Consider the following 23,878-nt stretch of genomic DNA (forward strand, 5'->3'; position numbering starts at 1 on the left):
TACACTGGGTGCGGCCAATTTGCGTCTTCCTATCGCAACTGGCCGCACGCCGAAAACAAAAGACGGACCAGCGCACGCGAGTATCCCCCCCGCGATCAGGACGAGAGCGTCATGCCCTCCAGATCGCCCTTGGCGCGCCAGTCCTGCAGCAGCGTCTGGAACGCGCCCCAGCCCGGACCATAGCTGCGGAAGAGCGCCCAGGGTGCCTTCACCTGGCCTTCATTGGTGAAATAGCTCGGCGTGCATTCGCGCTGGAATTGAGACATGTCGAACTCGACCTCCTCAAAATGCTTCACATAAGCGTCCTGCGCTTCCTGCGTCGTCTCCACCACCGTATCGCCCCGCTTGAGCGTTTCGCTGATGATATGGGCGATGTGATAGCCCTGTTGGCCGAATTGCTCGGTTACGCTCGCATTCAGCCCGCCCTGGATATAGCCGATGAAGAACTGGTTCGGGAAACCGTGCGTCATCGTGCCATGCAGCGTCTTGGGGCCATTGGCCCAATGATCGTAGATGGATTCGCCATTCCGGCCCTCGACCACATCAATGCCCCAACGCCGCTTGAGATCGCTGGTCACCTCGAAACCGCTGGCGAACATCATGCAATCGACTTCATATTCCTGGCCGTTCGCAACGAACCCCTTTTCCGTCATCCGCTCCAGTCCCTTGGTGGCGGACACGTCCAGCAATTCGACATTGGGCTGGTTGAAGACCGTGTAAAACTCGTTGCTGGACAGCGGCCGCTTGCACAGGAAGCGATACCAGGGCTTGAGCGCCTCCGCCGTCGCCTTGTCCTCCACCATGCTGTCGACGCGGCCACGCAGCCGCTCCATCACCTGATAATCGACCACTTCCCGGCGCGCCATGAACTCTTCGGGCGATAGCTGGGGCCAGCCTTCGGCCTCCAGCTCTGCCGCCAGATTGCGAGCGATTTCCGTCCAGATGTCGCAGATCATATCCGGTTCGCCGGGCGCGAAGAATTCCATCGCCGCCCGGTGGAAATTCGCCTTGCGCTCTTCCTGCCAGCCGGCTTTCAGCGATTTGGCCCAATCGGGATCGGTCGGCGGATTGGGGCGCTCGTCCACGGTCGATGGCGTGCGCTGGATCACGTAAAGCTGCTTGGCGTGGCGCGCGATGAACGGCACCGCCTGAATCGCCGTCGCCCCCGTGCCCATGATCGCCACGCGCTTGTCCGCAAGTTTGTCGAGCACGGGATTTTGATAGGTGCCGCCGGTATAGTCATAATCCCAGCGCGCGGTGTGAAAGATCTTGCCCTTGAAATCACCGATGCCGGCCACTTCGGGCAGCTTGGGCATGTTGAGCACGCCGCAGCCCATGATCACGAAGCGCGCGCGGAATTCGTCGCCACGGCTGGTCCCCACGCGCCAGCGCTGGATGGTCTCGTCCCATTTGAGGGAGGTGATCAGCGTATGGAACAGCGCCTTGTCGTGAAAGCCGAAGGTCTGCGCGATCTGCTTGCAATAACCCTGGATTTCCGCGCCGTCGGAGAATTTCTTCGACGGCATGAAGCCGGTTTCTTCCAGCAGCGGAAGATAGCAATAGGCGTCATTGTCACATTGGATTCCGGGATAGCGGTTCCAATACCAGACGCCGCCGAAATCGCCGGCATGGTCGATGTTGCGAAAATTGGTGACCCCCGCGTTGGTGAGATGATAAGCCGAAAGGATCCCTGCAAAACCGGCGCCCAGCACGACCACGTCCAGATCCTCCACGATCGGATCGCGCGGCACCACAGGCATGTGCGGATCGAGATCATAGCTGTGGGTCACATCGCTGGTCGATGGCTGATATTGCCCCTCGCCATCGGCGCGCAGACGCTTGTCGCGCTCTTCCCGATATTTCTCCCGCAAAGCGGGAATGTCGAACGCATCGGGCGCTGGCGTCCGCGTCGGCTTGCAGTTCATCTCCACTCCAATCACTTCCGTGCTTGCGATCTGATAATCAACACCGGTGTTGATTTACAACCGCGAAAACTGACTCTTCACCGTGCATGGTGGTGGCCGCCGCACAAGTTCACAACAGCCGCGCCCTCTTAGCGCTGGAGCGATGTTTTGGTGCGGGCGGTTTGCACATCGCTGCGGTCGGGTAGCAGGGCAGAATGGGCACCGAAGATAACCGGATTCGAGGATGCAGATGGCAGAACAACTGATCGATCTGGACGGCCGGATCGTCATCGTGACCGGGGCGTCGGGCGGCGGCATCGGCACGGCGCTGACACGGATGCTGGTGCGAGCCGGGGCCACTGTGATCGCCGCGGGCCGATCCCGCGAAAAGATGGAAAAGAATATCGCCCCCTTGGTGGCGCACGGGAATCCCATCATCCCCGTCCAGGCCGACGTTTCCACCGATGACGGCATCGCCGCGGTCATGGAGGCCGCGCTCGCCGCCAAGGGAACGCTTTATGGCCTCGCCAATGTCGCGGGCGGCGCGGGCGCGGAGACCTGGATGCGCGCCGAACGCGTCACCCGTGCAGACTGGCGTGGCCTGTTCGAGCAGAATCTGGAGACGATGTTCTTCATGAGCCAGGCGGTTGCCAAGGAATTGCGATCACGCCATCTGCCGGGGTCGATCGTCGGCGTTTCCTCGATCAGCGGGATGAACTCAGCGCCCTTTCATATCGCCTATGGGGCCGCCAAATCGGCCATCGTGGCTGTGACGCGCACGCTCGCGACCGAGCTTGCGCTCGACAACATCCGCGTGAACACCATCGCGCCCGGCACCACGATCACGCCGGGTTCGGGCGCTTATATCGACGATGATATCGAGCGTGACCGCGCCGCCATCGCCATGGGCCGGCGCGCGGATCCCGATGAGCAGGCCGGCGCGATCACCTTTCTGCTGTCAGACCTGTCGAGCTACATCACCGGGCAGACCATCCTGGCGGATGGCGGCCTCAATCTCAAATGGACGCATCTGGGCGCGGACAATACCTCGCTCTTCCTCAAAAATGAGGATTTCCGCATGGCCATCCAGCGTTGACATGGCTGTGATCGAACGCCTGACCTTTCGTGCCTCGGGGGTGGATCTGGTCGCGGATGCGGCCGGCCCCGCCGATGGCGCGCCCGTGCTGTTCCTGCATGGCAGCGGCCAGACCCGCCAGAGTTGGACCAAGGCGCTCGCCGAAGCGGCGCGGCGCGGCTATCGTGGCATTTCCGTCGATATGCGCGGCCATGGCGACAGCGGCTGGTCGCCCGATGGCCATTATGATCTGCTGACCTTCGCTGACGATCTGCGCGCGCTGGCGTCGGCCATCGGCACGCCGCCGATCGTGGTCGGCGCATCGCTGGGCGGGCTGGCGGGGATGCTCGTCGCCGCGTCGGATCCCGACGCGCTGCGCGCTCTGGTGCTGGTGGATATCACCGCGCGGGTCGAGGTGCAGGGCACGCGCGAAGTGATCGATTTCATGAGCGGGGGCACGGCGGGCTTCGCCTCGCTCGACGAAGCCGCGGACGCCGTGTCCACCTATTTGCCGCACCGGACCCGCCCCAAGGACACCAGCGGCCTCGCCCGTAATCTGCGTCTGCGAGACGATGGCCGCTATTATTGGCATTGGGATCCGGCGTTCATGACGATGGGCCAGGATACGGCGCAGCCGATCGAGGGGCCGAACAGGCTGGAGGTCGCCGCCCGCGCACTGACGCTGCCGACGCTTCTGATCCGTGGCGGCAAAAGCCGGATTTTGACCGAGGAAGGCGCGCGAGAATTTCTCGAAATGGTGCCTCATGCCGATTATGTGCATATCGGCAGTGCGGACCATATGGTGGCGGGCGACGCCAATGACGCGTTCAACGACGCCGTCTTCGCCTTTATCGAAAAGCAGGCGGACACGGCGGCCATCCCTCAAGGATGACCGCCCTATTCGGTTAGAGCAGTTCCACGATCGTCACGTTGGAAAGCCCGCCGCCTTCGCACATCGTCTGCAGACCATAGCGCTTGCCGCGTGCTTTCAGCGCATGGAGCAGGGTGGACATCAGCTTCGCGCCGCTGGCGCCGAGCGGATGACCCAGCGCGATCGCACCGCCATTCACATTGAGCTTGGCCGGATCGGCCTCCAGCGCCTGCAACCAGGCCATCGGCACCGAGGCAAAGGCTTCGTTGACCTCGAACAGATCGATATCGTTCAGCGTCATGCCCGCGCGCAGCAGCGCCTTGCGCGTCGCCGCGATCGGCTCTTCGAGCATCACGACGGGATCGCCGCCGGTCACCGTCATGTTCACGATCCGCGCCATCGGGGTCAGGTTGAAACGCTTCAGCGCCGCCTCGCTCACGATCAGCGCACCCGCTGCTCCATCGGTCATCTGGCTGGCGTTGGCGGCGGTGATCGTGCCGCCCTCCTCCAGCGTCTTGACGCTCGCCATGGCTTCCATCGTGCCACCGCGACGCACGCCGTCATCCATGTCGAACACACCATCCACGGTCTCGACCGGCACGATCTCCGCCTTGAATGCGCCGGCGTCCATCGCCGCCGCGGCCTTGGCGTGGCTCTCCAGCGCAAAGGCGTCCATCGCCTCACGGCTGAAGCCATATTTGTCCGCAATCATCTGCGCACCGCGAAACTGGCTGAACTCGGTCACGCCATAACGGTCCCGGATGCTCTTGGGCCATGGACCCTCGCCGATCCCGGCCTGCGCGTGAAGCATGATGTTCGATCCCATCGGCACCCGCGTCATGCTCTCTGCGCCCGCCGCGATCACGATATCCTGCGTGCCCGACATCACCGCCTGCGCCGCAAACTGGATCGCCTGTTGCGATGAGCCGCACTGACGGTCGATCGTCACCGCGGGAACGCTCTCCGGCAGTTTGGACGCCAGCACGAGATTGCGACCGAAGGCGAAGCCCTGCTCGCCCGCCTGGCTGACGCAGCCCACGATCACATCCTCGATCGCGGCGGGATCGATCCCGCTACGCTCGACCAAAGCGTTGAGAATATTCGCGCCCAGATCCGCGGGGTGGACGCCGATCAGCCCGCCCTTGCGGGCACGACCGCCCGCGGTACGCAGCGATTCAACGATATAGGCTTCGGCCATTGTCTCAGTCTCCTTTTAGCGGGGCGCCATGCGGATCGCGCCATCGAGGCGGATCACTTCGCCGTTCAGCATGGGATTGGCGATGATCGAATCGACGAGTTGCGCGTATTCCTCCGGTCTGCCCAGACGGCTGGGGTGCGGCACCTGCGTGCCGAGCGAATCCTGCGCGGCCTGGGGCAGGCCCATCAGCATCGGGGTCAGGAAAATGCCCGGCGCGATCGTCATCACGCGGATGCGGTGCTGCGCCAGATCGCGCGCGGCGGGAAGCGTCAGCCCGACCACGCCACCCTTGGACGAGGCATAAGCCGCCTGCCCCACCTGGCCGTCATAAGCGGCGACCGACGCGGTGTTGATCACGATCCCGGCTTCCTCGCCCTCGATCTTCGCTGCGATCACGCGCGCGGCGAATTGGGAGATCATGTTGAACGTGCCGATCAGATTGACCTCGATCGTCTTGCGATACGCGTCCAGCGAATGCGCCACGCCTTCCTTGTTCACGATGCGGATGGCCGGCGCCACGCCCGCACAATTGACCAGCACGCGCGCCACGCCATGCACCCCTTCCGCCGCCGCGATGCCATCGCGCACGCTGGCTTCGTCGGCCACATTCACCTTGAAGAAAGCGCCGCCGATTTCGGCTGCGGCCTGGGTGCCGATCTCTTCGTTCAGATCGAAGATCGCAACTTTGGCACCCTGCGCCGCCAGCTTCTTGGCGGTGGCATTGCCCAGGCCCGATGCCCCGCCCGATACGATTGCGGCCACAGCTTTGATATCCATCCGGCTCTTTCCCTCTTGGATTGAAATGCGCGAGGAATTACCTTTTGGAACAATTCCTACTGTTCAGTAGAATATGGCAGCAGGCGGGCGGTGTCAATTGATCGGGCATCTTGCCGCATCCCCCTGCGCGCAAACGCTTTTGACAGCCACTTTGTCCGATGCCTATATGAATGTCGGCGTCGTTTGCGATGTGTGGGGGGACGTAAACTGCGCGGCTTCAAGCTCTTTTTGAAACGCTTCATGCTGCTGGCCTGTCTGGTCGCGGTCGCTGGCTGCGCCTATTACAAGCGCGCACCCATGGACCTGCCGCCGCCGCCGCCTCGGGACAACGATTCTGCATCTGAGGCCGCGGCTGCAGCCTATGAAGCGCAACAGCGCGCCGCCCAACAAGCGCAGACGTCGGCGCGCGACCGTGAGGCAGCCGCAGCCCGCGCGGCGATGGAGGCGGAATGGGCAAGAAGCCGGGCAGGCGGCAAGCCTGCCTCCCAGACCGTCGCGACTCCGGAACGCGCTTCACCCGCCCCGGCCGTATCGGCGGCATCGGCCGCATCGCCCGCGGCTGCACCGATCCTCTGCCCTGCGCTCGGGGCCATGGCCAGCCAGACGGAGTGCGACACTTACATGGCGTTGCACGCCGCGATGCAATCGGGTGTCGCGGCGTTCGATCCGCCGCGCGCCATGAAGGCGGGCGAGCAATATCCCGTCAAGCTGGTGGTGGGCAGCGATGAAGTCCGGGCCGCGGTGATCGACGCCGCCACGGATGCCGGGCAGGTCAAGGCCGTGGATGTCAGGCTGGGTGCCTGGGTGTGCGCCGAGCTTCTGGCCACCCAATTCGATCTGTCCGGCCCTGCGCGCCAATGCCGCGAGCGCGGCGCGGCGCGGATGCTTTCATGGGATTGGACGGTTTCCCCCAAGCACGGCGGCAAGTTGAAACTCGGCGTCAAGATCGAGAGCTTTACCGCGGAGAATGGCAAGCCGCTGGATGCCATCGACAGCCGCATGATCAATGTCGATGTGGAAGCGGGCGCGTTTGAAGGGCTGGATAAAAATGTATCCGGCATCACCAAAAGCATGGGCGGCATACGCACGATGCTGCTGGCGATCCTGAGCGCGATCGGCGTGCTGTCCGTGATCATCTGGCGGTTGCGCACGCTGGGCCAGAAGCCGGACAAGGATGCGCTGAAAGATCTGACCGCCACCTGATCCGGCGCGATACGGCTCAATGAAAATCCCGCGACTTGGGCAAAATCCGGGCATCGCGGGGATGTGTGTGGCGCGGTGCCTGGGGATGGAGCACCACATCGGCGCGCAGGATCTCGGGGCGGGTCTGGTGATCTTCTGACAGGCGCTGGAGTTCTGCGGTACGATCCACGATCCGGCTGGCCATCAGATGCACCACGCCCTCCTTGCTCCGCTGCACCTCGCCCTCCACCAGCATCAGCCGCGACGCCATCACCGGGCGGCGGTTGCGCTCGAACTGCCGCGCCCAGAGCAGGATATTGGTCACCCCGGTTTCGTCCTCGATCGTGATGAAGATCGCATTGCCCTTGCCCGGCCGTTGCCGCACCAGCACCACCCCTGCCGTGCGCACCCGCGCGCCATTTTTCGCAGCGGAAGTTTCGGCGCAACTCAGCACCCCCTCGCTCCGGAAACTCTCGCGCAAGAATTGCATCGGATGGCCTTTGAGCGAGAGCCGGTGGGTCTGATAATCCGCCGCCACCTGTTCTGACGCCGCCATGATCGGCAGCGCGGCATCGGGTTCCACCGCCAGTTCGCGCGCATCGGCGGCGGCGAACAGGGGCAGCACATCGTTCGGCGTGCGACGGACGTCCCAGAGCGCAGTGCGCCGGTCCATCCCGAAGGAACGGCACGCATCCGCATCCGCCAGCAGCCGCAGTGCGCGTGATGGCAAATGCGCCCGCCGCGCCAGATCCTCCACGGATACGAACGGCCCAGCACCGCGCGCGGCCGCGATCGTCTCCGCCCATGGCTTGCTGAACCCGTCGATCTGCCGCAAGCCCAGCCGCAGCGCGAGCGTGCCGTCTTCGCGCCGCTCCACGCTGTTATCCCAATTGCTGTGATTGACATCGATCGCGCGGATTTCGACGCCATGATCCTTCGCGTCCCCCACAAGCTGAGCCGGGGCGTAAAAACCCATGGGCTGCGAATTGAGCAAGGCGCAGCAGAAGATCGCCGGGTGATAATGCTTCAACCAGGATGAAACATAAACGAGGATCGCGAAGGACTGGGCATGGCTTTCGGGAAAGCCATAGCTGCCAAACCCCTGGATCTGCTTGTAGCAGCGCGCGGCAAAATCCTTTTTGTAACCCCGCCGCGTCATGCCATCGACCATCATCCGCTCGAACCGGCCGATCGTCCCGACATTGCGGAAGGTCGCCATCGCGCGGCGGAGCTGGTTGGCCTCGGGCGGTGAAAAGCCCGCGGCGGTGATCGCCAGCTTCATCGCCTGTTCCTGAAACAGCGGCACGCCCAGCGTATTGCCGAGCAATTGAAACAATTCATCGGGCGGGCCGAACGCCGGGGACGGCGAAGGATAGTCCACCTTCTCCTCGCCATTGCGCCGCCGGAGATAGGGGTGGACCATATCCCCCTCGATCGGCCCCGGCCGGACGATCGCCACCTGGATCACCAGATCATACAGCTTTGCCGGTCTCAGCCGCGGCAGCATGTTGATCTGCGCGCGGCTCTCCACCTGGAACACGCCCAGGCTGTCGCCTTTCTGGAGCATCTTGTAGACTTGGGCGTCCTCGGCCGGAATGGTGTGCAATTCATAATCGCCGCCGCCCGTGGTGCGCAGCATATCGAACGCCTTGCCGATGCAGGTGAGCATCCCCAGCGCCAGGATATCGACCTTCATCAGCTTCAGCGCATCGATATCGTCCTTGTCCCATTCGATGAAGGTGCGATCGTTCATCGCCGCATTGTGGATCGGCACGGTCTCGTCCAGCCGGTCCTGCGTCAGCACATAGCCGCCGACATGCTGGGACAAATGACGCGGGAATTTGAGGATCTGGCCCACCAGCGCGCTCAGCCGCTTCATCTCTTCATTCTCTAGGCTGAACCCGGCTTCCTCGTAGCGCTGTTCCTTCATCTCATTGGAAAAGCTGCCCCACACCGTGCCGGAGAGCCGCGCGGTCACATCTTCCGACATGCCGAACACCTTGCCCACCTCGCGCACCGCGCTGCGCGGGCGATAGTGGATCACCGTCGCCGCGATCCCCGCGCGGTGCCGGCCATAGCGTTTGTAGATATATTGCATGACCTCCTCACGCCGCTCATGCTCGAAATCCACATCGATATCGGGCGGCTCCTTGCGATCTTCGGAGAGGAAGCGGGTGAACAGCAATTTGTGCGCGATCGGATCGACCGAGGTGATCCCCAGCGCATAGCAGATGATCGAATTGGCCGCCGATCCGCGGCCTTGGCATAAAATCCCCTCGCCGCGCGCGAACCGGACCACATCATGCACGGTCAGGAAATAATAAGCGTATTTTTCCTGCTTCACCAAAAGGAACTCTTCTTCGATCTGCGCAAGCACGGCGGGCGACAGGGTTTCGCCATAGCGTTTACGCGCACCCTCCATCACCAGATGTTCAAGCCAGTCCTGCGGCGTCCAGCCTTCCGGCACCGGCTCGTGCGGATATTCATATTGAAGATCGTCCAGCGTGAAATCGATCTTCGAAATCAGCGTCACCGTCTCCGCCATCGCCTCCGGGCAATCCGCGAATAACCGCGCCATGGCCTCCGGCCCCTTCAGATAGCGCTCCGCATTCGCCTCCAGCCGCTGGCCGGCCTCAAGAATCGTCGTCCCTTCGCGGATGCAGGTGAGCACATCATGCAGCGGACGCTGGTCCGGCAGCGCATAAAGCACATCATTGGTGGCGATCAGCGGCACCCCCGCCGCGCCCGCCATCCGCTTCAGCCGTGCCAGTTGCCGCGCATCATCGCCGCGACGGCCCATGCTGGCACCCAGCCACACCCGGCCGGGCATCCGGCGTGCCAGGCGTTCGAGGATCACCGCGAGCCGCTCGGGCAAAGGCGGCATGACGAGGCTCAATTTGGGGAGGGTTTCCTCGCCATAATCATACTCCACCATCTTCTTGCGCGGCACGATCTCGATCGGCGAGGCATAGGGCATCACGATCAGCAGCAGATCTTCCAGATATCCCAGCAGATCGTCGAACCGCAGGATGCAGCCACCCTTTTCGGAGCGCAGATTGCCCAGGCTCAGCAGCCGCGTCAGCCGCCCCCAGCCGCACCGCGTGGCGGGATAGGCGATGATATCCGGCGTGCCATCCGCAAACACGAGCCGCGCGCCGACCACCAGGCGGACGTTGATCTTGCAGAGCGCAGCCTCAGTGGCGGTCAATTGCTCTTTCTGACCAAGTTCCTTTTTCTCCTCCAGCCGCATCTGGCGCAGGATGTCCTCGCCATCTCGGTGCGCCACCCAGGCGCGGACCACCCCGGCCACGGTGTTGCGGTCCGCAATCCCGATCGCGGCCATGCCCAGATGATTGGCGTGCAACACCATTTCCTGCGGCGTGGAAGCCCCGCGCAGGAAGGAATAATTGGTTGCCGCCACCAGTTCGGCAAAGGCGGGGAGTGGCGCATCGCTCATGCGAAGACGCCGTGCAAAAACCAGTGCGGATCGCCCGTCATTCCGTGCCGGAAGATCCAGTAGCGCCGCCCGCGCGTATCCTCGACCCGGTAATAATCGCGCGTCAGCCCGCCCTTCCCCGGCTCATAGCCCCCCTTCCTCCGCCACCATTCGGCGGCGATCCGCTCCGGCCCTTCGCTCCGGGTCACATCATGCAAAGCGCGCCGCCAGCGGAAGCTTTGCGGCGGGCCGTCCGCTGTCGCCATATCGCCCACCGTGATCGGCTGCGGCGGATCGAACAAATGCAGCGGGCGCAGCGGCGCCCCCCCCGGTTCGGGGCAGGGCCAGGTCGCCGGGGCCGCCCCATCCACTGCGGGCAGAGCAAGCTGCGCCTGTTCGGGAATATGCGTATCCTGCGGATGCAGCCGCACGATACGCCCGCGCCCGATCCGCGTGCTGAGGCGATCGACCAGTTCGGCCATCTGCGTCTCGCTCACAGCACCACCCTCCAACGCCAATTGGCTCGGGGCGAGCGGCTCGGTCTGCGGAATGGTCATGCGGATCAGATCGAAGCCGAAACCCGGATCGACAGGATCGCTCAAACTCTCCAGCCGCTCGTGAAACAGCCGCATGATGGCAGAGGGGTCACGCGTCGGCAGACTCGTCTCCACGCGCAGCCGCAGCACCATGCCGTCGGTGCGGAAGAACAGCGCCTCGAACCGCCGCCCGCCGCGCTTGATCTCCTCAAGCTGCAGCGCCGTCTCGCCCGCCAGCTCTTCCAGCATCTGAAGCGCATATTCGGTGCGCGCGACGGGTTCGGCAAAGCGGCGCTCGTTCATCAACGCTGGCGCGATCCGGCGCGGCGCAAGCGGGCTTTCCGCTTCCCCCAACAGCCGCCGGATCGCGGTCACCGCCTCCGCCCCGAAGCGCGCCGCGATCACCGCCATCGGTCGGCTGGCGACATCGCCCACGCTTTTCAGCCCCGCCCGTTTCAGCGCGGTCTCGCTCTCTGCGTCCAGCCGCAGCGCCGCCACCGGCAATCGCCGCACCGCCGCCGCCTCATCCGCGCCGGGCAGCGTCTGGAACCGCGCCAGCGCATGGGCGGCATCGGGGGCATCGGCGCAGGCGGCGCGCACCTGCATCCCCGCCGCCTCCAGCCGCGCCTCGATCATGCGCACCATCTCCGTCTCACCGCCGAACAGATGCGCGCAGCCCGCGATATCGAGCACCAGCCCCTCGGGCGGATCGAGCGCCACGCTCGGGGTATAGCGGATGCAGCCATCCGCCAGCCGCTCCAGCCAGTCCATGTCGGCATAAGGATCAGCGTCGAACACCTGGAGATCGGGGATGCGCGCGCGCGCATCGGCCAGCGCCAGCCCGATCGTCAGCCCCAGCGCCTGCGCCGTGCGATCGAGTGCTGCGATCCGCATCCCGCCACGGATCTTCTCCGCCAGCACGATCGGCGCGTCAGGCCGTCTGGCGCAAAGATTCGGTGCCGCGATCCGCAGCCGGTCCGTCGCGAAGAACGGGAACCACAGCGCCAGATAGCGTCTCTTCCCGAAAGGCTTGTCCGTCACGATCCCACTCCAGTCGCCAGCGCATTCCGGATGGCCCGGCGCGACGGCGCAACAATTCAACCTCGATGGCCGTCTGCCCCGGCGCTTCCGCCTCCAGCGCCACCGACACAGCCGGGCGCACCGCCCAGCGCGTTTCCGCCGCACTCGGCGCGGGCACCGCTTCGGTGCGCAAAAACAGCGCGGTCACCCCGCTTTTCTCCGCCGCGATCGCCAGCCGCCGGCTGGCGGTCAAATCGAGCGCGCGGGGATTGCCCCGGCATTCGATCACCGCCGCGCCCAGATCGCCGCAGCGCACCGCATCCACCGCCGCCTTCAGCAAGGCGACATCATCGGGCATCACCCCGATCACCAGCGCGCCCGGATCGAGCCCCAACGCCACCAGTCCCGGCGCATAGAGCGCGCCTTGTCCGCGCTCCGCCGCTTCCGTCCGCAGCCACAGGACTGCGCCGCCACCCCGCGCCTTTAGCGCCAGCATCAGCGCAAACCCCGCCGCACTTCCGGCATCGGACGCCGCAAGCGCAAACAGCTCGTGCACCTTCCCCCGCGCCAGCCCGCCGCCCAGCGCCGCATCCATCGGCGCATGACCCAGCGCGATCCCGCTCTCCCCCAAAGCGGAAGGGATCGCACCAATCCGCGCGATGCGGCGCTTCAGGGCGGAAAGGGCAGTGATCGACTCGCGCATATATGTTCATGATATGTTCTAGAGCGGCGCGGGAGGCGTGGCAAGGATGCCGGCCCCGATAATGCGCTGTCTCCGGCTGCGAGCCGTCCGATCCTGCAAATGCTTCTGGAACCTTTCTGAAGGTTTCGTTGTTGCATCGCTATCAACTAGGGAGGACTGAAAAATGGCTGATTATAATCGCGAACCCGATGGCACGGTCGTGCGACGGTCAGGTGCCGGACGCACCATAGCCATCATTGCCGTGGTGATCGTGGCCATCGTCGCATTGCTGTTCGCAACCGGATTCTGGAGCGCGGATGTGAAGGAGGGTGCATTGCCCGACGTGAAGGTCAGCGCAGACGGCGGCAAACTTCCCGATGTGAACCTCGATTCCAAGGAACTCGTGGTCGGCACGAAGAAAACCGAGATCGAAGTGCCCAAGGTGAAGACCGAGACCGAAGAAATCGACGTGCCGGTGGTTGGCGTCAAGGACGAATAATCCGTTCCACAGAGCGTAATATCGAGCACCTTCGCCCCCCGGCGGAGGTGCTTTTTATTTGCCTTTTGCGCGCCCCGGACGGCATGGATTCCAAAGGAGGCGCCTGATGTCCGATGATTACGCCCGTGGCCGGCGGGATGGTCTCCGTCTCGCCCTGGCGCTGCTGGGCGCAGAAGAAGCCAAATGGGCGGCGCTGCTGGGCGAAAGCCGCTCGTGGCGGACCAATGCGACCCGGCAAGTCAGGCACAAGGCTTTGCAAGTTGCGCAAAAGCGCGTGCAGACCGCCCTCAATCGCCTGACCCCCAAGGATCAGACCGAGATCGATAGCGAGCTGGCGTCCGCCCTCGATGAACTCGGGCTTTGATGCCGCTCCGCGACTGGCTCAAACGCTATTTTTCATCCAGCATCCGGATGATCGCCGAGAAATCGAGCCCGCCCTGCCCGGCTTCGGCGAATTGCTCATAAAGCGCCGCGGCGCGTTCCCCCATCGGCACGCTGGCATCCGCGCCTTTGGCGGCTTCCATCGCCAGGCGGAGATCCTTCAGCATCAGCGCAGTGGCAAAGCCGCCCTGATAGTCATTGTCCGCCGGACTTTGCGGGCCGACGCCGGGCAGCGGGCAATAGCTCGTCATCGACCAGCTTTGTCCGCTCGCCTTGGACGAAATGTCGTAAAAGGTCTGCGCATCGAGGCCCAGTTTCTGCGCCAGCAGGAACGCCTCGCACGTCGCCACCATCGTCGCGCCGAGCAGCATGTTGTTCGCGATCTTCGCCGCCTGCCCCGCGCCATTGCCGCCGGCATGGATCACCGCCTTGCCCATCAGCGACAGGATCGGTTCGGCGCGATCGAACGCCTCCTTCGATCCGCCGACCATGAAGGTGAGCGTGCCGCCATTGGCCGCCGCGATCCCGCCGGAGACGGGGGCGTCCACCGCGACCAGACCGTTCGCCGCCGCCGCATCGGCCACGCGCTTGGCCGTCGCCACGTCGATCGTCGAGCAATCGAGCAGCAGCGTGCCGGGCGCAGCCTTGCCGAAAAAGGCATCTGCATAAATCTGTTCCACATGCTTGCCCGCGGGCAGCATCGTCACGATGGCTTCGGCTCCTTCAGCGGCAGCCGCAGCGCTCTCGACCGGCAGGCACCGCGCCTCCTTCGCCCGCGCCAGAGCGTCGGCTGAAAGATCGAACGCATGAACATCATGTCCCGCCTTGGCCAGATTGGCCGCCATCCCGCCGCCCATATTGCCGAGCCCGATAAAACCGATGCGTGCCATGTGGCCAATCCTCTCATAAATAATCCGTTTGTCCCGAGCGAAGTCGAGGGACGTCGGAGCTGTCACCACATCCCTCGACTTCGCTCGGGACAAACGGGATCTAGATCAGCGTCCCGTCCATTTCCCCGGACGCTTCTCGACGAACGCGGCCATGCCCTCGCTCTGGTCATCGCTCCCGAAGATCCCGTGGAACAGTCTCCGTTCGAATTGCACGCCCATGGTGAGCGTCGTCTCGAACGCGGCATTCACCATTTCCTTATTGGCCTTCACAGCGAGCGGCGCCATTTCGGCGATGGTCGTCGCGGTCTTCACCGCATCCTCCACCAGTTCCGCCAAAGGCACGATCCGCGCGACCAGCCCTGAACGCTCGGCTTCCTCGGCACCCATCATCCGCCCGGTGAGGCACATTTCCATCGCCTTGGCCTTGCCCACCGCACGGGGCAGGCGCTGCGATCCGCCCATGCCGGGGGTCACCGCCAGCTTGATCTCGGGCTGGCCGAATTTCGCATTGTCCGCCGCCAGGATGAAATCGCACATCATCGCGAGCTCGCAGCCGCCGCCCAGCGCATAGCCCGCCACCGCCGCGATCACGGGCTTGCGCGTCGCGGTCACGCGCTCATAGCCGCCGAAAAAATTGCTGCCATACATGGTCGCGAAACCCTGATCGGACATTTCCTTGATGTCCGCGCCCGCCGCAAACGCCTTGTCATTACCGGTCAGCACGGCGCAGCCCTGCGTCTCATCGGCATCGAATGCCTCCAGCGCGGCGATCAGATCGGCCAGCACCTGCGAATTGAGCGCGTTCAGCGCCTGCGGGCGATTGAGCGTGATCAGCGTCACGCGGCCACGCTGCTCGACCAGCAGGGTTTCATAGTCAGCCATTGTCATTCCTTCTTGATAATCAGGCAGGCGTCCACGCCTCGTCCTCGGGCAGGGGCGCAAAAATCTGGTCAATCACATGATCGCTGACCCCCTCGGGCGTGGGGGGATCCCAGCGCGGCGCATTGTCCTTGTCCACGATCACCGCGCGCACGCCTTCGAGGAAGTCATGCCGCTGCACCACATGGCAGCCGACGGCATATTCCTGTTTCATCTCGTCGGCGAAGTCGTGCATTCCAGCGCCCTCGCGCAGCAGCCGAAGCGAGACCTTCATCGTCTGCGGCGATTTGGTCTTCAGCGTGGCCAGTTCCTTCGCCGCCCAATCGCCGCCATCCGCATCCAGCGCGGCATACACCTCTTCCAGCACGTCGGACGCGAACAGCCGGTCGATCGATGCCAGATTGTCCTCGATCCGGGCGGGCGGCGGCGTCACGGAAAGCTGGCCGAGAATGCCCTCGATCCGCTGCGGGTCCGCCGCGATGCGCGTCTTGGCTTCGTCCAGCGAGTCCGCCGGCAGATAATGCGTCGCCAGCCCCAGAGCGAAACACTCCGCCCCGTCGATCCGCGCGCCGGTCAGCGCCAGAAACTGGCCCGTCCGGCCCGGCAGACGTGACAGGAACCAGCCGCCGCCCACGTCGGGGAAAAGGCCGATCCCGGTTTCGGGCATGGCAAGGCGCGTATTTTTCGTCGCAACGCGGTATTTGCACGGCATGGCAATGCCCACGCCGCCACCCATGGTGATCCCGTCCATAAAGGCCACGGTCGGCTTGGCATAAGTGAACAGCCGGTGATTCATCCGATATTCGGTGTGGAAGAACGCCCGCGCCTCTGCGCCATCCTTCGCGCCGCTTTCCGCGAGCATCCGGATATCGCCGCCCGCGCAAAAGCCGCGTCCCTCGGCATGGTCGAAGATCACCGCCTCCACGGCGAGATCGCCGCGCCAGTCTTCCAGCGCGTCGAGAATGCTCTCGCACATGGCCGTGGTCAGCGCATGGATCGCCTTGGGCCGATTGAGCCGGATGCGGCCCGCCTTGCCGTCGATATTTGTGATGATGTCACTCACTGCCGCGTCAACTCCCGTCCCACGATCATCCGCATCACCTGATTGGTGCCCTCCAGGATCGAATGCACGCGCAGGTCGCGCCAGAATCGCTCGATCGGATAATCCTGCAGGAAGCCGTAGCCGCCATGCAATTGTAAAGCGTCATTTGCCACTTTCGATCCCATATCCGTCGCCAGCCGTTTCGCCATCGCCGCGAATTTCGTCTTGTCCGGCGCATTCGCCGTCACCTTGGCCGCAGCGACATAAAGCAGCGCCCGCGCCGCCTCCAGATCGGTCGCCATGTCCGCCAGCATGAATTGGGTATTCTGAAAGTCAGCGATCGCCTTGCCAAACTGCTTGCGGTCCTTGGTGTATTTCACCGATTCGTCCAGGCAGCGCTGCGCCCCGCCCAGCGAACAGGCACCGATATTCAGCCGTCCGCCGTCCAGCCCCATCATCGCGATGCGGAAACCCTCGCCCTCCGCGCCGACCAGATTGCCCACGGGCACCCGCACGCCATCGAAATTCACCTGCGCGGTAGGCTGCGAATGCCAGCCGAGCTTCTTTTCCTGCGCGCCAAAGGAGACGCCCGGCATGTCCTTCTCGATCACCAGGCAGGAAATGCCCTTTGGCCCGTCCTCCCCCGTGCGGACCATGGTGACATAGACCTCATTCTCCCCGCCGCCGGAGATGAAGGCCTTCGAACCCGTCACGACATAATGATCGCCGTCCTTCACCGCCTTGGTCTTGAGCGCTGCGGCATCCGATCCAGCGCCGGGTTCGGTCAGGCAATAGGAGGCGATCCGGTCCATCGTCACGAGCGAGGGCAGATAGGCGTCCTTCACGGCCTGCGATCCGAAGCGGTCGATCATCCAGGTCGCCATATTGTGGATCGAGATGAACGCGCCGGTGGAGGGGCAGCCATAAGCCATGGCCTCCATGATCAGCGCCGCCTCAAGCCGCCCCAGCCCGATCCCGCCATGCTCTTCGGAGACATAGATCGCGCCGAAACCCAGTTCCGCCGCCGCCTTGATGGTATCGCGCGGAAAGATGTGCTTCTCATCCCACGCCGCGGCATGGGGCGTGATCGCATCGGCCGTGAATTTGCGCGCCAGATCCTGGATCTCGCGCTGGTCGTCGGTCAGGTCGAACTGGTTGGTCATTCTGATACCGTCCTGCATCCTCAGCCCGGATACCATCCGGATGTTGGAAAAGAGATAGTTGCTCCGCCCACCCTATCACCGGCTTCCGATATTTCGAACAGGCGCGATCCGATAAAGGCGGTAACCTCTCGTCCTTCGGCATCCCTGGACCTTTGCGGATTTGCACTCAAGCGCGTAACTTTGCATGAGCATACTGCAAATATGCAGCACGAGGGCAATGGGTGTTCGATTGGGATGATTTGAGGATTTTCCTCGCCGTGGCCCGCGCGCGGCGGCTGGCTCCAGCGGCGCGCGCGCTGGGCGTGGACGCCACCACCATCGGCCGCCGACTCTCCCGCCTCTCGGACGAACTGGGCGCGCAACTGTTCGAATCCTCGGGCGGCGAACGGCTGCTGACCGATCGGGGCCAGGCGTTGTTCCGCCATGCCGAGACCGTGGAAAGCGCGGCGCTGGCCGCCATGGGCGAGGTGACCGGCGATTCGCGCAGTCTTTCGGGACAGGTGCGCCTCAGCGTCGCCGAAGGATTCGCCACCTGGGTGCTCGCCCCCGCACTCCCCGAATTCCATCTCACCCATCCCGATATCCAGATCGATATCGTCACCGCATCGGGTTTCCTCAATCCCTCGAAGCGGGAGGCGGATATGGCCGTGATGCTCGCCCGCCCGCGCACCGGAAAGCTCGTCGCCAGCAAGCTCCATGACTATCGCCTGCGCCTCTATGCCGCGCCCGCCTATATCGCCACGCATGGCAGGCCCGCGAATGTGGAGGCGCTGCGCCACCACAGCCTGATCAGCTACGTTCCCGAATTCATCTATGCGCCCGAACTTGATTATCTGGGGGAGATCGGTGCCGGCCTCGAACCCAAATTGCGCAGCACCAGCATCAACATCCAGCATCGCCTGATCGCGGGCGGCGCGGGCATCGGCGTCCTCCCCGCCTTCATCGGCGACAATGATCCCAGCCTCTTGCCGCTGCTGGCCGACCAGAAGGAAATCCGCCGCACCTTCTGGCTGGTCACCCACAGCGACACACGCAGCCTGGCGCGGATCGGCGCGGTGGTGGACCTTCTGAAGACATGCGCGGCAGGGCTTTGAAAGCGCGCTGCCACACTTATCCCGGTAGCCACACCAACCCGTTTGTCCCGAGCGCAGTCGAGGGACGTTTGTCGCGTCACCAACGTCCCTCGACTGCGCTCGGGACAAACGGGCTTTTAAGATGCGCCCTAAGCCAAAGCGCCTCTCAGCGCCCGGATCGCATTGTGATGGATCACATCGGTGAAGCTGTTGCCGCCCACGGGGTGTGAACCGAAGCGGATGATCGCCAGCCCGCTGCCCGGCTCCATATAAAGCCGCTGGCCGAAGACGCCGAGCGCCTGGATGCTTTCAAACCCCTCGTGCTGGATCCACCATTGGCTGCGATAGGATCCGTTGGGGCGCGTCTCCATGCCGGCTCCGGCAAACAACGCCCGGTCTCCGCCGCCGGCGATGCTGTCCAGCGCGGCGGGCGGCACCACCCAATGGCCATCGACGATGCCGCCGCCCAGGATCATCAGCGCCACCCGCGCCAGATCGCGTGCCGTGGCGTTCAGGCCTGCCCCGGCAATCTCATGTCCCGCCGTATCGAGCAGGATCTGCGCATTGTCGGCGCAGCCCGAGGGCCGCCAGATCCGATCGCCCAGCAGCTTGGAGAGCGATTGACCGCTCGCGCGCAGCAGCACCCAGCCCAGCGCATCCGCCACCGGCGTGCGATAGCGAAACAGCGTGCCGGGCGGACCCGCGCGCGCCGTGAGCTTCTTCAACGCCTCGAACACGCCGCCAAAACCACGCTGCGGGGTCCAATAGCTTTCGGAATATTGATGAATCTCCGCCTCGGGATTGGCATATTCCTCATCGAACGCCACACCGTCGGTCATGTCGAGCAATTGGCGCACCGTCACCGAAGCAAAGGCGCTCTCGGCCAGCTCGGGCACATAGCGGATCACCGGCGCTTCGGGCTCCAGCACCTCCTCGGCGATCAATATTTCCGCCAGCAGCCCGAAAAAGCTCTTGGTGATCGAGAAGAGCAGATGCGGCGTTTCCGCGGTCATTCCATTGGCATAATGCTCATAGACGATCCGCCCGCGATGCAGCACCAGAAAGGCGTCGGTATAGGTGCGCGCCAGAAATTCGTTCCAGGTGATGAGTTCGCCCGTTTCGTCGGGCAGCACCAGCCCACCCAGATCGATCAGCGCTTCATCCAGCTCGCGCGGATTGGAGCTGCGCCGGATCACGCGGCTCGGCACCAGCTCGCGGGCATGTTGGAAGGCCCAGCGGGAATAAGGATAAATCCGCCAATTCTCCCGCGTGACGCGGCGTTCGGGCGGGAAATGCTCGTCGGGTCCGATACCGGCGCTGGGCCAGTCGAGGGGCGGTGGCAGCTTCATCGCGCCGGTCTAGCGCAGTTTGACGCGATGCACAGCGGCGATCCGTTAAGGAATTGTAAATTCGCTGCAATCGGGCGCGGGTGTGTCAAATTCGTAACGGTCCGTCGCGGGGTTGAAGCGGATGGTGCGGCGATAGCTGCAGAGGGGGTCCACCGACCAGATCAGATCCTTTTTTGTTAGAGGCGGGGCGGATAAAGAATCCGCGTTGCGTGACACTTTTCCCGGATAGGTTTCCGCACGCGTGGTGAAGGTGAAAGCCGGATGCCTGCCTTGCGGCTCTGCCAGTTCCAGCTTGCCGATGAATTTATACTCATCGTGGCAGGCACCCGCACGCTGCTTCATATCTTTCTCGCCGAAACAAGCACGGATCATCGCCGATCCCTCCAACGGTAAATCAAGCACTTCACCCATCGGGGGCGATCCCATAATATCGACCCTGATCAAGCTCAGTCTCGTCGCGCTCGCACCACCTCCGGAATAACCCGTCGAAATGCGCGTCTCGACGCCGACCAGCGCAGCACGCCGCCCTGTTTCGTCCGGTGCAAGCAAAACGATTTGCGGCCAGATCGAAAGCGTTGCGGAATCGTCCGGCGCCATCAATTCATAGCGTTGAACCTGCTGCTCGCTCTGCGGCTTTGTGCCATCGTACACGCTGAGCACCCGCACGCCGTTCGCCGGATCATGCTCAATACTTTCGCACCATTGATTGTCAAAGGTGCACAGCACCTCAGGAGCGGTGTCTTTCTCCGCCTTGTCACTCATCTGGGGAAGGCGATGCAAACCGCCCATGCTGTTACCAGCCGCATCGGATGACGATGGTGTTTGCGGAATAGTCAGCGGCACAGGCGTCGCCGCCAACAGCAGCGCCATCAGCATCAAGCGATCGTCTCCGCCATCGCCACTTCAGGATCGACCATCAGCCCGCTGCGCCGCGCCACCGCCGTGGTCGCGGCCACATCCATCGTCACATTGCCCACGGTGCGCACGATATCGGGAATCATCTCGACCGCGACAAGCAGCGCCAGCGGCTCGATCGGCACGCCCATGGCCACCGCGATCGGCGTGATCGCGGTGAGGAAGCTGATCTGGCCGGGCAGGCTGATCGATCCCAAGGTCGTGATGGCGGCCACCACCGCCCCCGTTGCGATCGTGCCCACGGTCAGCGGGATGCCGAACCAGTGCGCCACATAGATGGCGACCGCGAGGTTCATCGCCGGGCTGGTGACGCGGAAGATGGCGACGGCGATCGGCAGCGGCACGCCCGCCGCCTCGATCGGCACGCCCAGCCGCTCACTGCTTTTCAGCATGGTGGGGAGCGACGCGAGCGAGCTTTGCGTGGAGAGCGCTACTGCCTGCGCCGGTGCGACCGCACGGATGAAATCGAACAATTTCACCTTCCCGCCGAACACCGCCATCGGATAGGCCAGCGCCCAGGCGGCGAGGCCGGCGCAGGAGACGATGATGATATAATGCGCCAGCGCGCCGATCGCCGCCGTGCCCGCATTGATGCCGGTGACGAACGCCAGCGCAAACACGCCGATCGGCGCGATCCACAGCACCCAGCCGACCATCACCAGCATCGCGCGCTCGATCGCGGAAAAGAATCCGGTGATCCGTTCGCGCGCCGCCGGCTCGATCTGGGTCACCGCGATGGCGAACAGCGTGACGAAGAAGATCAGCGGCAGCATGGCATCTTCCGCCGCGGCGGTGAACGGATTGGTCGGCACGATCGATTTCAGGAATTCGGCCAATGGCGGCACCTCGCCCATGGCGGCGGGGGCCGGCCCGGCGGCGCTGCGCAGCGCGGCTGCGGCCTCTGCAGGCATCGGCCAGATCTGGAGCAGCGCCGGGATGAGCACCGCTGCGATCGCCGTCACGATCCACAGCATCACGAGGAACAGGATCACCGAGCGCAACGCCAGCGCGCCGCCGCGCGCGCTGTCCGCCGTCCGCGCGATGCCCGTCACCAGCAGCGCCACGATGAGCGGCACGATCGTCATCCGCAGCGAATCCAGCCAGAGAGCGCCCACCGGCGCGGCGAAATCGACCGCTCTTTCCCATCCGAAAGAGGCGCCGGCGATGCCGAGCGAGAGACCGATGATCAGGGCGAGGAGGATGCGCACGGGCTGGGACATGCGGTGGGTGTAACGAGCGTCCGCCGGATGGGGAAGTGGGTGTAGCATCGCCAGAAAAATCTTAATTCTCATTCCTGACCTGGACAGAGAGGGGCCTTGCTGGACACCTCGCATCGCCCGGACGGTGGATTTCCGGATCGCTTGCACCGCTCCGCAATCTCCAGCATCGATCCAGCCATGACCGGCACAGGCGATACGAGACGGACGACCGCGCAGGGTTGGAATATCCGCTGGAATGCGGCGCGCGCGGATCAGGCCTATGCCGATGGCTGGTGGAGCGATGAGACCTGCGCCGATGCGCTGGCCCGCTGGGCGGTGAACGACCCCGAACGCATCCTCGTCATCGACGGTGCCGTGAGCCTGACCGCAGCCACGCTCCACGCCCAGGCGACCCGGCTCGCGCAGGCGATGCTGGCCCGCTGCACACCGGGCAGCGTCATCTCCTTCATGCTGCCCAATTGGCACGAGGCCGCGGTGATCTACATGGGCGCGACCTTGGCCGGGATGGTCGTCAATCCGATCCTGCCGTCGCTCCGCGATCACGATCTGCGCTTCATGCTGGCCGATGTCGGGTGCCGCATGATCTTCGTGCCGCCGGTTTTCCGCGGCCATGATTATGCCGCGATGCTCGGCCGCGTGGCGATCGACCTTGATCAGCCGCCCGAGATCGTCGTCGTGCGCGGCGAAGCCGGGGCGCACACGCCTTATCCCGCGCTGCTGAACGAGGATGGCGCTGCTCCGCTGCCCAGGCTCGAACCCGATGAAGTGCGCATGGTGATGTATACCAGCGGCACCACCGGACGGCCCAAGGGCGTGCTGCACACGCATAATTCGCTCAACGCCCTGATCCGCCAGCTCGGCACGCACTGGCTGATCGCGCCGGGCGATCGCTTCCTCGTGCCATCGCCGATCAGCCATATCGGCGGCTCCATCTATGCGTTCGAAACCCCGCTGCTGCTGGGTGCCACCGCGATCCTGATGGAGAAATGGGATGCCGGCGACGCCCTCGGCATTATGGCGGACCAGCATGGCACCCATATGGCCGGTGCCACGCCCTTCCTGCAGCAATTGCTCGCCGCCGCACAGGCAGCGGATACCCGCCTGCCCGATCTGAAACTGTTCATCTGCGGCGGTGCATCGGTGCCCCCGGCGCTGATCCGGGAGGCGTCCGCTTATTTCGATCGAACCATCGTCAGCCGCGTCTATGGCTCCACCGAAGTGCCCGTCACCACGGTGGGAGTGATCGATCGAGCGGATCTCGATCACGCTTCCGAAACCGACGGGCGCGCCGGCATCGCCACGATCAAGCTGGCACCCGATGGCGAAATTCGCGCGCGCGGACCACAGATGCTGGTCGGCTATATCCATAGCGAAGACGAAGCGACGGCGTTTGACGAAGATGGCTATTACCGCACCGGGGATCAGGGCCGCTGGATCGACGAGGATTATGTGGTGGTCACCGGCCGGATCAAGGATCTCATCATCCGCAATGGGGAGAATATCTCGCCCAAGGAGATTGAGGATTTGCTCGTGGCCCACCCCGACATCGCGGAGATCGCGATCGTCGGCATTCCCGATGCGCGGACAGGCGAACGCGCCGTCGCGGTGATCGTCCCGCGCGATGGCAGAGCGCCCGATACCGCCGCGATCGCCGCATTTCTGGGTGGCTTCGGCGTGGCGAAGTTCAAATATCCCGAGGCGGTCGCGCTCTGGGATGCACTGCCCAAGAATGACGCGGGCAAGGTGCTGAAACAGGCGATCCGCACCTCGCTCACCGCCGGCTAGG

Annotated in this window: 20 protein-coding genes; 7 read left to right on the forward strand and 13 right to left on the reverse strand. The window is 64.1% G+C overall.

Annotation, left to right across the window (positions count from 1 at the left end; genetic code table 11):
* Positions 1–95: 95 nt before the first annotated feature.
* Positions 96–1,925, reverse strand: coding sequence for a flavin-containing monooxygenase (locus FHS49_RS13845; RefSeq protein ID WP_184019516.1), 1,830 nt, complete (start codon positions 1,923–1,925; stop codon positions 96–98).
* 229 nt (positions 1,926–2,154) lie between these two features.
* On the opposite strand from FHS49_RS13845, the gene FHS49_RS13850 reads away from it, so the two are divergent.
* Positions 2,155–3,000 carry an SDR family NAD(P)-dependent oxidoreductase gene (locus FHS49_RS13850; RefSeq protein WP_184019518.1) on the forward strand — a complete coding sequence of 282 codons (846 nt, stop codon included), beginning with the start codon at positions 2,155–2,157 and terminating at the stop codon, positions 2,998–3,000.
* 1 nt (position 3,001) lies between these two features.
* Positions 3,002–3,871 (forward strand): alpha/beta fold hydrolase, encoded by an 870-nt coding sequence (locus FHS49_RS13855; RefSeq protein ID WP_184019520.1) that lies wholly within the window; start codon positions 3,002–3,004, stop codon positions 3,869–3,871.
* Between the two features lie 13 nt (positions 3,872–3,884).
* Here the strand turns inward: FHS49_RS13855 and FHS49_RS13860 are convergent, their stop codons facing one another.
* Complete coding sequence (locus FHS49_RS13860) at positions 3,885–5,048, reverse strand: acetyl-CoA C-acetyltransferase (RefSeq protein WP_184019522.1); 1,164 nt, start codon at positions 5,046–5,048, stop codon at positions 3,885–3,887.
* 15 nt (positions 5,049–5,063) lie between these two features.
* The gene (locus tag FHS49_RS13865; protein WP_184019524.1) at positions 5,064–5,825 is read right to left on the reverse strand and encodes an SDR family NAD(P)-dependent oxidoreductase; all 762 of its coding nucleotides are present in this window, start codon (positions 5,823–5,825) and stop codon (positions 5,064–5,066) included.
* 192 nt (positions 5,826–6,017) lie between these two features.
* Between FHS49_RS13865 and FHS49_RS13870 the strand changes: the two genes are divergently transcribed.
* Positions 6,018–7,028 carry a hypothetical protein gene (locus FHS49_RS13870; protein WP_184019526.1) on the forward strand — a complete coding sequence of 337 codons (1,011 nt, stop codon included), beginning with the start codon at positions 6,018–6,020 and terminating at the stop codon, positions 7,026–7,028.
* 16 nt (positions 7,029–7,044) lie between these two features.
* Here the strand turns inward: FHS49_RS13870 and FHS49_RS13875 are convergent, their stop codons facing one another.
* Genes FHS49_RS13875 through FHS49_RS13885 form a run of 3 tightly spaced genes read right to left on the reverse strand, consistent with a single transcriptional unit; the run spans position 7,045 to position 12,702 of the window.
* The gene (locus FHS49_RS13875) at positions 7,045–10,464 is read right to left on the reverse strand and encodes an error-prone DNA polymerase (RefSeq protein ID WP_184019528.1); all 3,420 of its coding nucleotides are present in this window, start codon (positions 10,462–10,464) and stop codon (positions 7,045–7,047) included.
* A complete protein-coding gene (locus tag FHS49_RS13880; RefSeq protein ID WP_184019864.1) occupies positions 10,461–12,023 on the reverse strand; it encodes a DinB/UmuC family translesion DNA polymerase in 1,563 nt (520 codons plus the stop codon). Before FHS49_RS13880 ends, FHS49_RS13875 begins: the two co-directional genes overlap by 4 nt.
* Positions 11,911–12,702, reverse strand: coding sequence for an ImuA family protein (locus FHS49_RS13885; RefSeq protein WP_184019530.1), 792 nt, complete (start codon positions 12,700–12,702; stop codon positions 11,911–11,913). The genes FHS49_RS13880 and FHS49_RS13885 overlap by 113 nt, the downstream gene beginning before the upstream one ends.
* Before the next feature lie 163 nt (positions 12,703–12,865).
* Between FHS49_RS13885 and FHS49_RS13890 the strand changes: the two genes are divergently transcribed.
* A complete protein-coding gene (locus tag FHS49_RS13890) occupies positions 12,866–13,180 on the forward strand; it encodes a hypothetical protein (RefSeq protein WP_184019532.1) in 315 nt (104 codons plus the stop codon).
* A 106-nt stretch (positions 13,181–13,286) separates the two neighbouring features.
* Positions 13,287–13,544: a hypothetical protein gene (locus tag FHS49_RS13895; RefSeq protein ID WP_184019534.1), complete on the forward strand. Its 258-nt coding sequence runs from the start codon at positions 13,287–13,289 to the stop codon at positions 13,542–13,544.
* Between the two features lie 25 nt (positions 13,545–13,569).
* On the opposite strand, the gene mmsB is transcribed toward FHS49_RS13895, so the two are convergent.
* The 4 genes from mmsB to FHS49_RS13915 form a co-directional block, all read right to left on the reverse strand.
* Entirely contained in the window at positions 13,570–14,451 is an 882-nt protein-coding gene (mmsB, locus tag FHS49_RS13900) for a 3-hydroxyisobutyrate dehydrogenase (protein WP_184019536.1), read from the reverse strand.
* Positions 14,452–14,556: 105 nt separating this feature from the next.
* Positions 14,557–15,333: an enoyl-CoA hydratase gene (locus FHS49_RS13905; RefSeq protein ID WP_184019538.1), complete on the reverse strand. Its 777-nt coding sequence runs from the start codon at positions 15,331–15,333 to the stop codon at positions 14,557–14,559.
* A 19-nt stretch (positions 15,334–15,352) separates the two neighbouring features.
* On the reverse strand, positions 15,353–16,393 hold the full coding sequence (locus FHS49_RS13910) for a 3-hydroxyisobutyryl-CoA hydrolase (RefSeq protein ID WP_184019540.1): 1,041 nt from the start codon (positions 16,391–16,393) through the stop codon (positions 15,353–15,355).
* Positions 16,390–17,535 carry an acyl-CoA dehydrogenase family protein gene (locus FHS49_RS13915; RefSeq protein ID WP_184019542.1) on the reverse strand — a complete coding sequence of 382 codons (1,146 nt, stop codon included), beginning with the start codon at positions 17,533–17,535 and terminating at the stop codon, positions 16,390–16,392. The genes FHS49_RS13910 and FHS49_RS13915 overlap by 4 nt, the downstream gene beginning before the upstream one ends.
* Positions 17,536–17,756: 221 nt before the next feature.
* Here FHS49_RS13915 and FHS49_RS13920 point away from each other — a divergent pair, with 221 nt between their 5' ends.
* The gene (locus FHS49_RS13920; protein WP_184019544.1) at positions 17,757–18,629 is read left to right on the forward strand and encodes a LysR substrate-binding domain-containing protein; all 873 of its coding nucleotides are present in this window, start codon (positions 17,757–17,759) and stop codon (positions 18,627–18,629) included.
* Between the two features lie 128 nt (positions 18,630–18,757).
* Here the strand turns inward: FHS49_RS13920 and FHS49_RS13925 are convergent, their stop codons facing one another.
* From FHS49_RS13925 to FHS49_RS13935, 3 genes are read right to left on the reverse strand one after another with little or no spacing between them, the layout of a single operon-like run.
* A complete protein-coding gene (locus FHS49_RS13925; RefSeq protein ID WP_184019546.1) occupies positions 18,758–19,957 on the reverse strand; it encodes a serine hydrolase domain-containing protein in 1,200 nt (399 codons plus the stop codon).
* A gap of 45 nt (positions 19,958–20,002) precedes the next feature.
* Positions 20,003–20,836 (reverse strand): hypothetical protein, encoded by an 834-nt coding sequence (locus FHS49_RS13930; RefSeq protein ID WP_184019548.1) that lies wholly within the window; start codon positions 20,834–20,836, stop codon positions 20,003–20,005.
* Positions 20,833–22,092, reverse strand: coding sequence for a dicarboxylate/amino acid:cation symporter (locus FHS49_RS13935; protein ID WP_184019550.1), 1,260 nt, complete (start codon positions 22,090–22,092; stop codon positions 20,833–20,835). The genes FHS49_RS13930 and FHS49_RS13935 overlap by 4 nt, the downstream gene beginning before the upstream one ends.
* A 177-nt stretch (positions 22,093–22,269) precedes the next feature.
* Here FHS49_RS13935 and FHS49_RS13940 point away from each other — a divergent pair, with 177 nt between their 5' ends.
* Positions 22,270–23,877 (forward strand): AMP-binding protein, encoded by a 1,608-nt coding sequence (locus FHS49_RS13940; protein ID WP_184019552.1) that lies wholly within the window; start codon positions 22,270–22,272, stop codon positions 23,875–23,877.
* Position 23,878: the final 1 nt, after the last annotated feature.

It is taken from the genome of Sphingobium boeckii (genome assembly GCF_014199215.1).
Lineage (GTDB): Bacteria > Pseudomonadota > Alphaproteobacteria > Sphingomonadales > Sphingomonadaceae > Sphingobium_A > Sphingobium_A boeckii.

Bases quoted from the DNA above. Each gene is read 5' to 3' on its own strand.
- FHS49_RS13845 (WP_184019516.1), bottom strand. From the start codon at position 1,925: ATGAACTGCAAGCCGACGCGGACGCCAGCGCCCGATGCGTTCGACATT.
- FHS49_RS13850 (WP_184019518.1), top strand. From the start codon at position 2,155: ATGGCAGAACAACTGATCGATCTGGACGGCCGGATCGTCATCGTGACC.
- FHS49_RS13855 (WP_184019520.1), top strand. From the start codon at position 3,002: ATGGCTGTGATCGAACGCCTGACCTTTCGTGCCTCGGGGGTGGATCTG.
- FHS49_RS13860 (WP_184019522.1), bottom strand. From the start codon at position 5,048: ATGGCCGAAGCCTATATCGTTGAATCGCTGCGTACCGCGGGCGGTCGT.
- FHS49_RS13865 (WP_184019524.1), bottom strand. From the start codon at position 5,825: ATGGATATCAAAGCTGTGGCCGCAATCGTATCGGGCGGGGCATCGGGC.
- FHS49_RS13875 (WP_184019528.1), bottom strand. From the start codon at position 10,464: ATGAGCGATGCGCCACTCCCCGCCTTTGCCGAACTGGTGGCGGCAACC.
- FHS49_RS13885 (WP_184019530.1), bottom strand. From the start codon at position 12,702: ATGCGCGAGTCGATCACTGCCCTTTCCGCCCTGAAGCGCCGCATCGCG.
- FHS49_RS13890 (WP_184019532.1), top strand. From the start codon at position 12,866: ATGGCTGATTATAATCGCGAACCCGATGGCACGGTCGTGCGACGGTCA.
- FHS49_RS13895 (WP_184019534.1), top strand. From the start codon at position 13,287: ATGTCCGATGATTACGCCCGTGGCCGGCGGGATGGTCTCCGTCTCGCC.
- mmsB (WP_184019536.1), bottom strand. From the start codon at position 14,451: ATGGCACGCATCGGTTTTATCGGGCTCGGCAATATGGGCGGCGGGATG.
- FHS49_RS13905 (WP_184019538.1), bottom strand. From the start codon at position 15,333: ATGGCTGACTATGAAACCCTGCTGGTCGAGCAGCGTGGCCGCGTGACG.
- FHS49_RS13915 (WP_184019542.1), bottom strand. From the start codon at position 17,535: ATGACCAACCAGTTCGACCTGACCGACGACCAGCGCGAGATCCAGGAT.
- FHS49_RS13925 (WP_184019546.1), bottom strand. From the start codon at position 19,957: ATGAAGCTGCCACCGCCCCTCGACTGGCCCAGCGCCGGTATCGGACCC.
- FHS49_RS13935 (WP_184019550.1), bottom strand. From the start codon at position 22,092: ATGTCCCAGCCCGTGCGCATCCTCCTCGCCCTGATCATCGGTCTCTCG.
- FHS49_RS13940 (WP_184019552.1), top strand. From the start codon at position 22,270: ATGACCGGCACAGGCGATACGAGACGGACGACCGCGCAGGGTTGGAAT.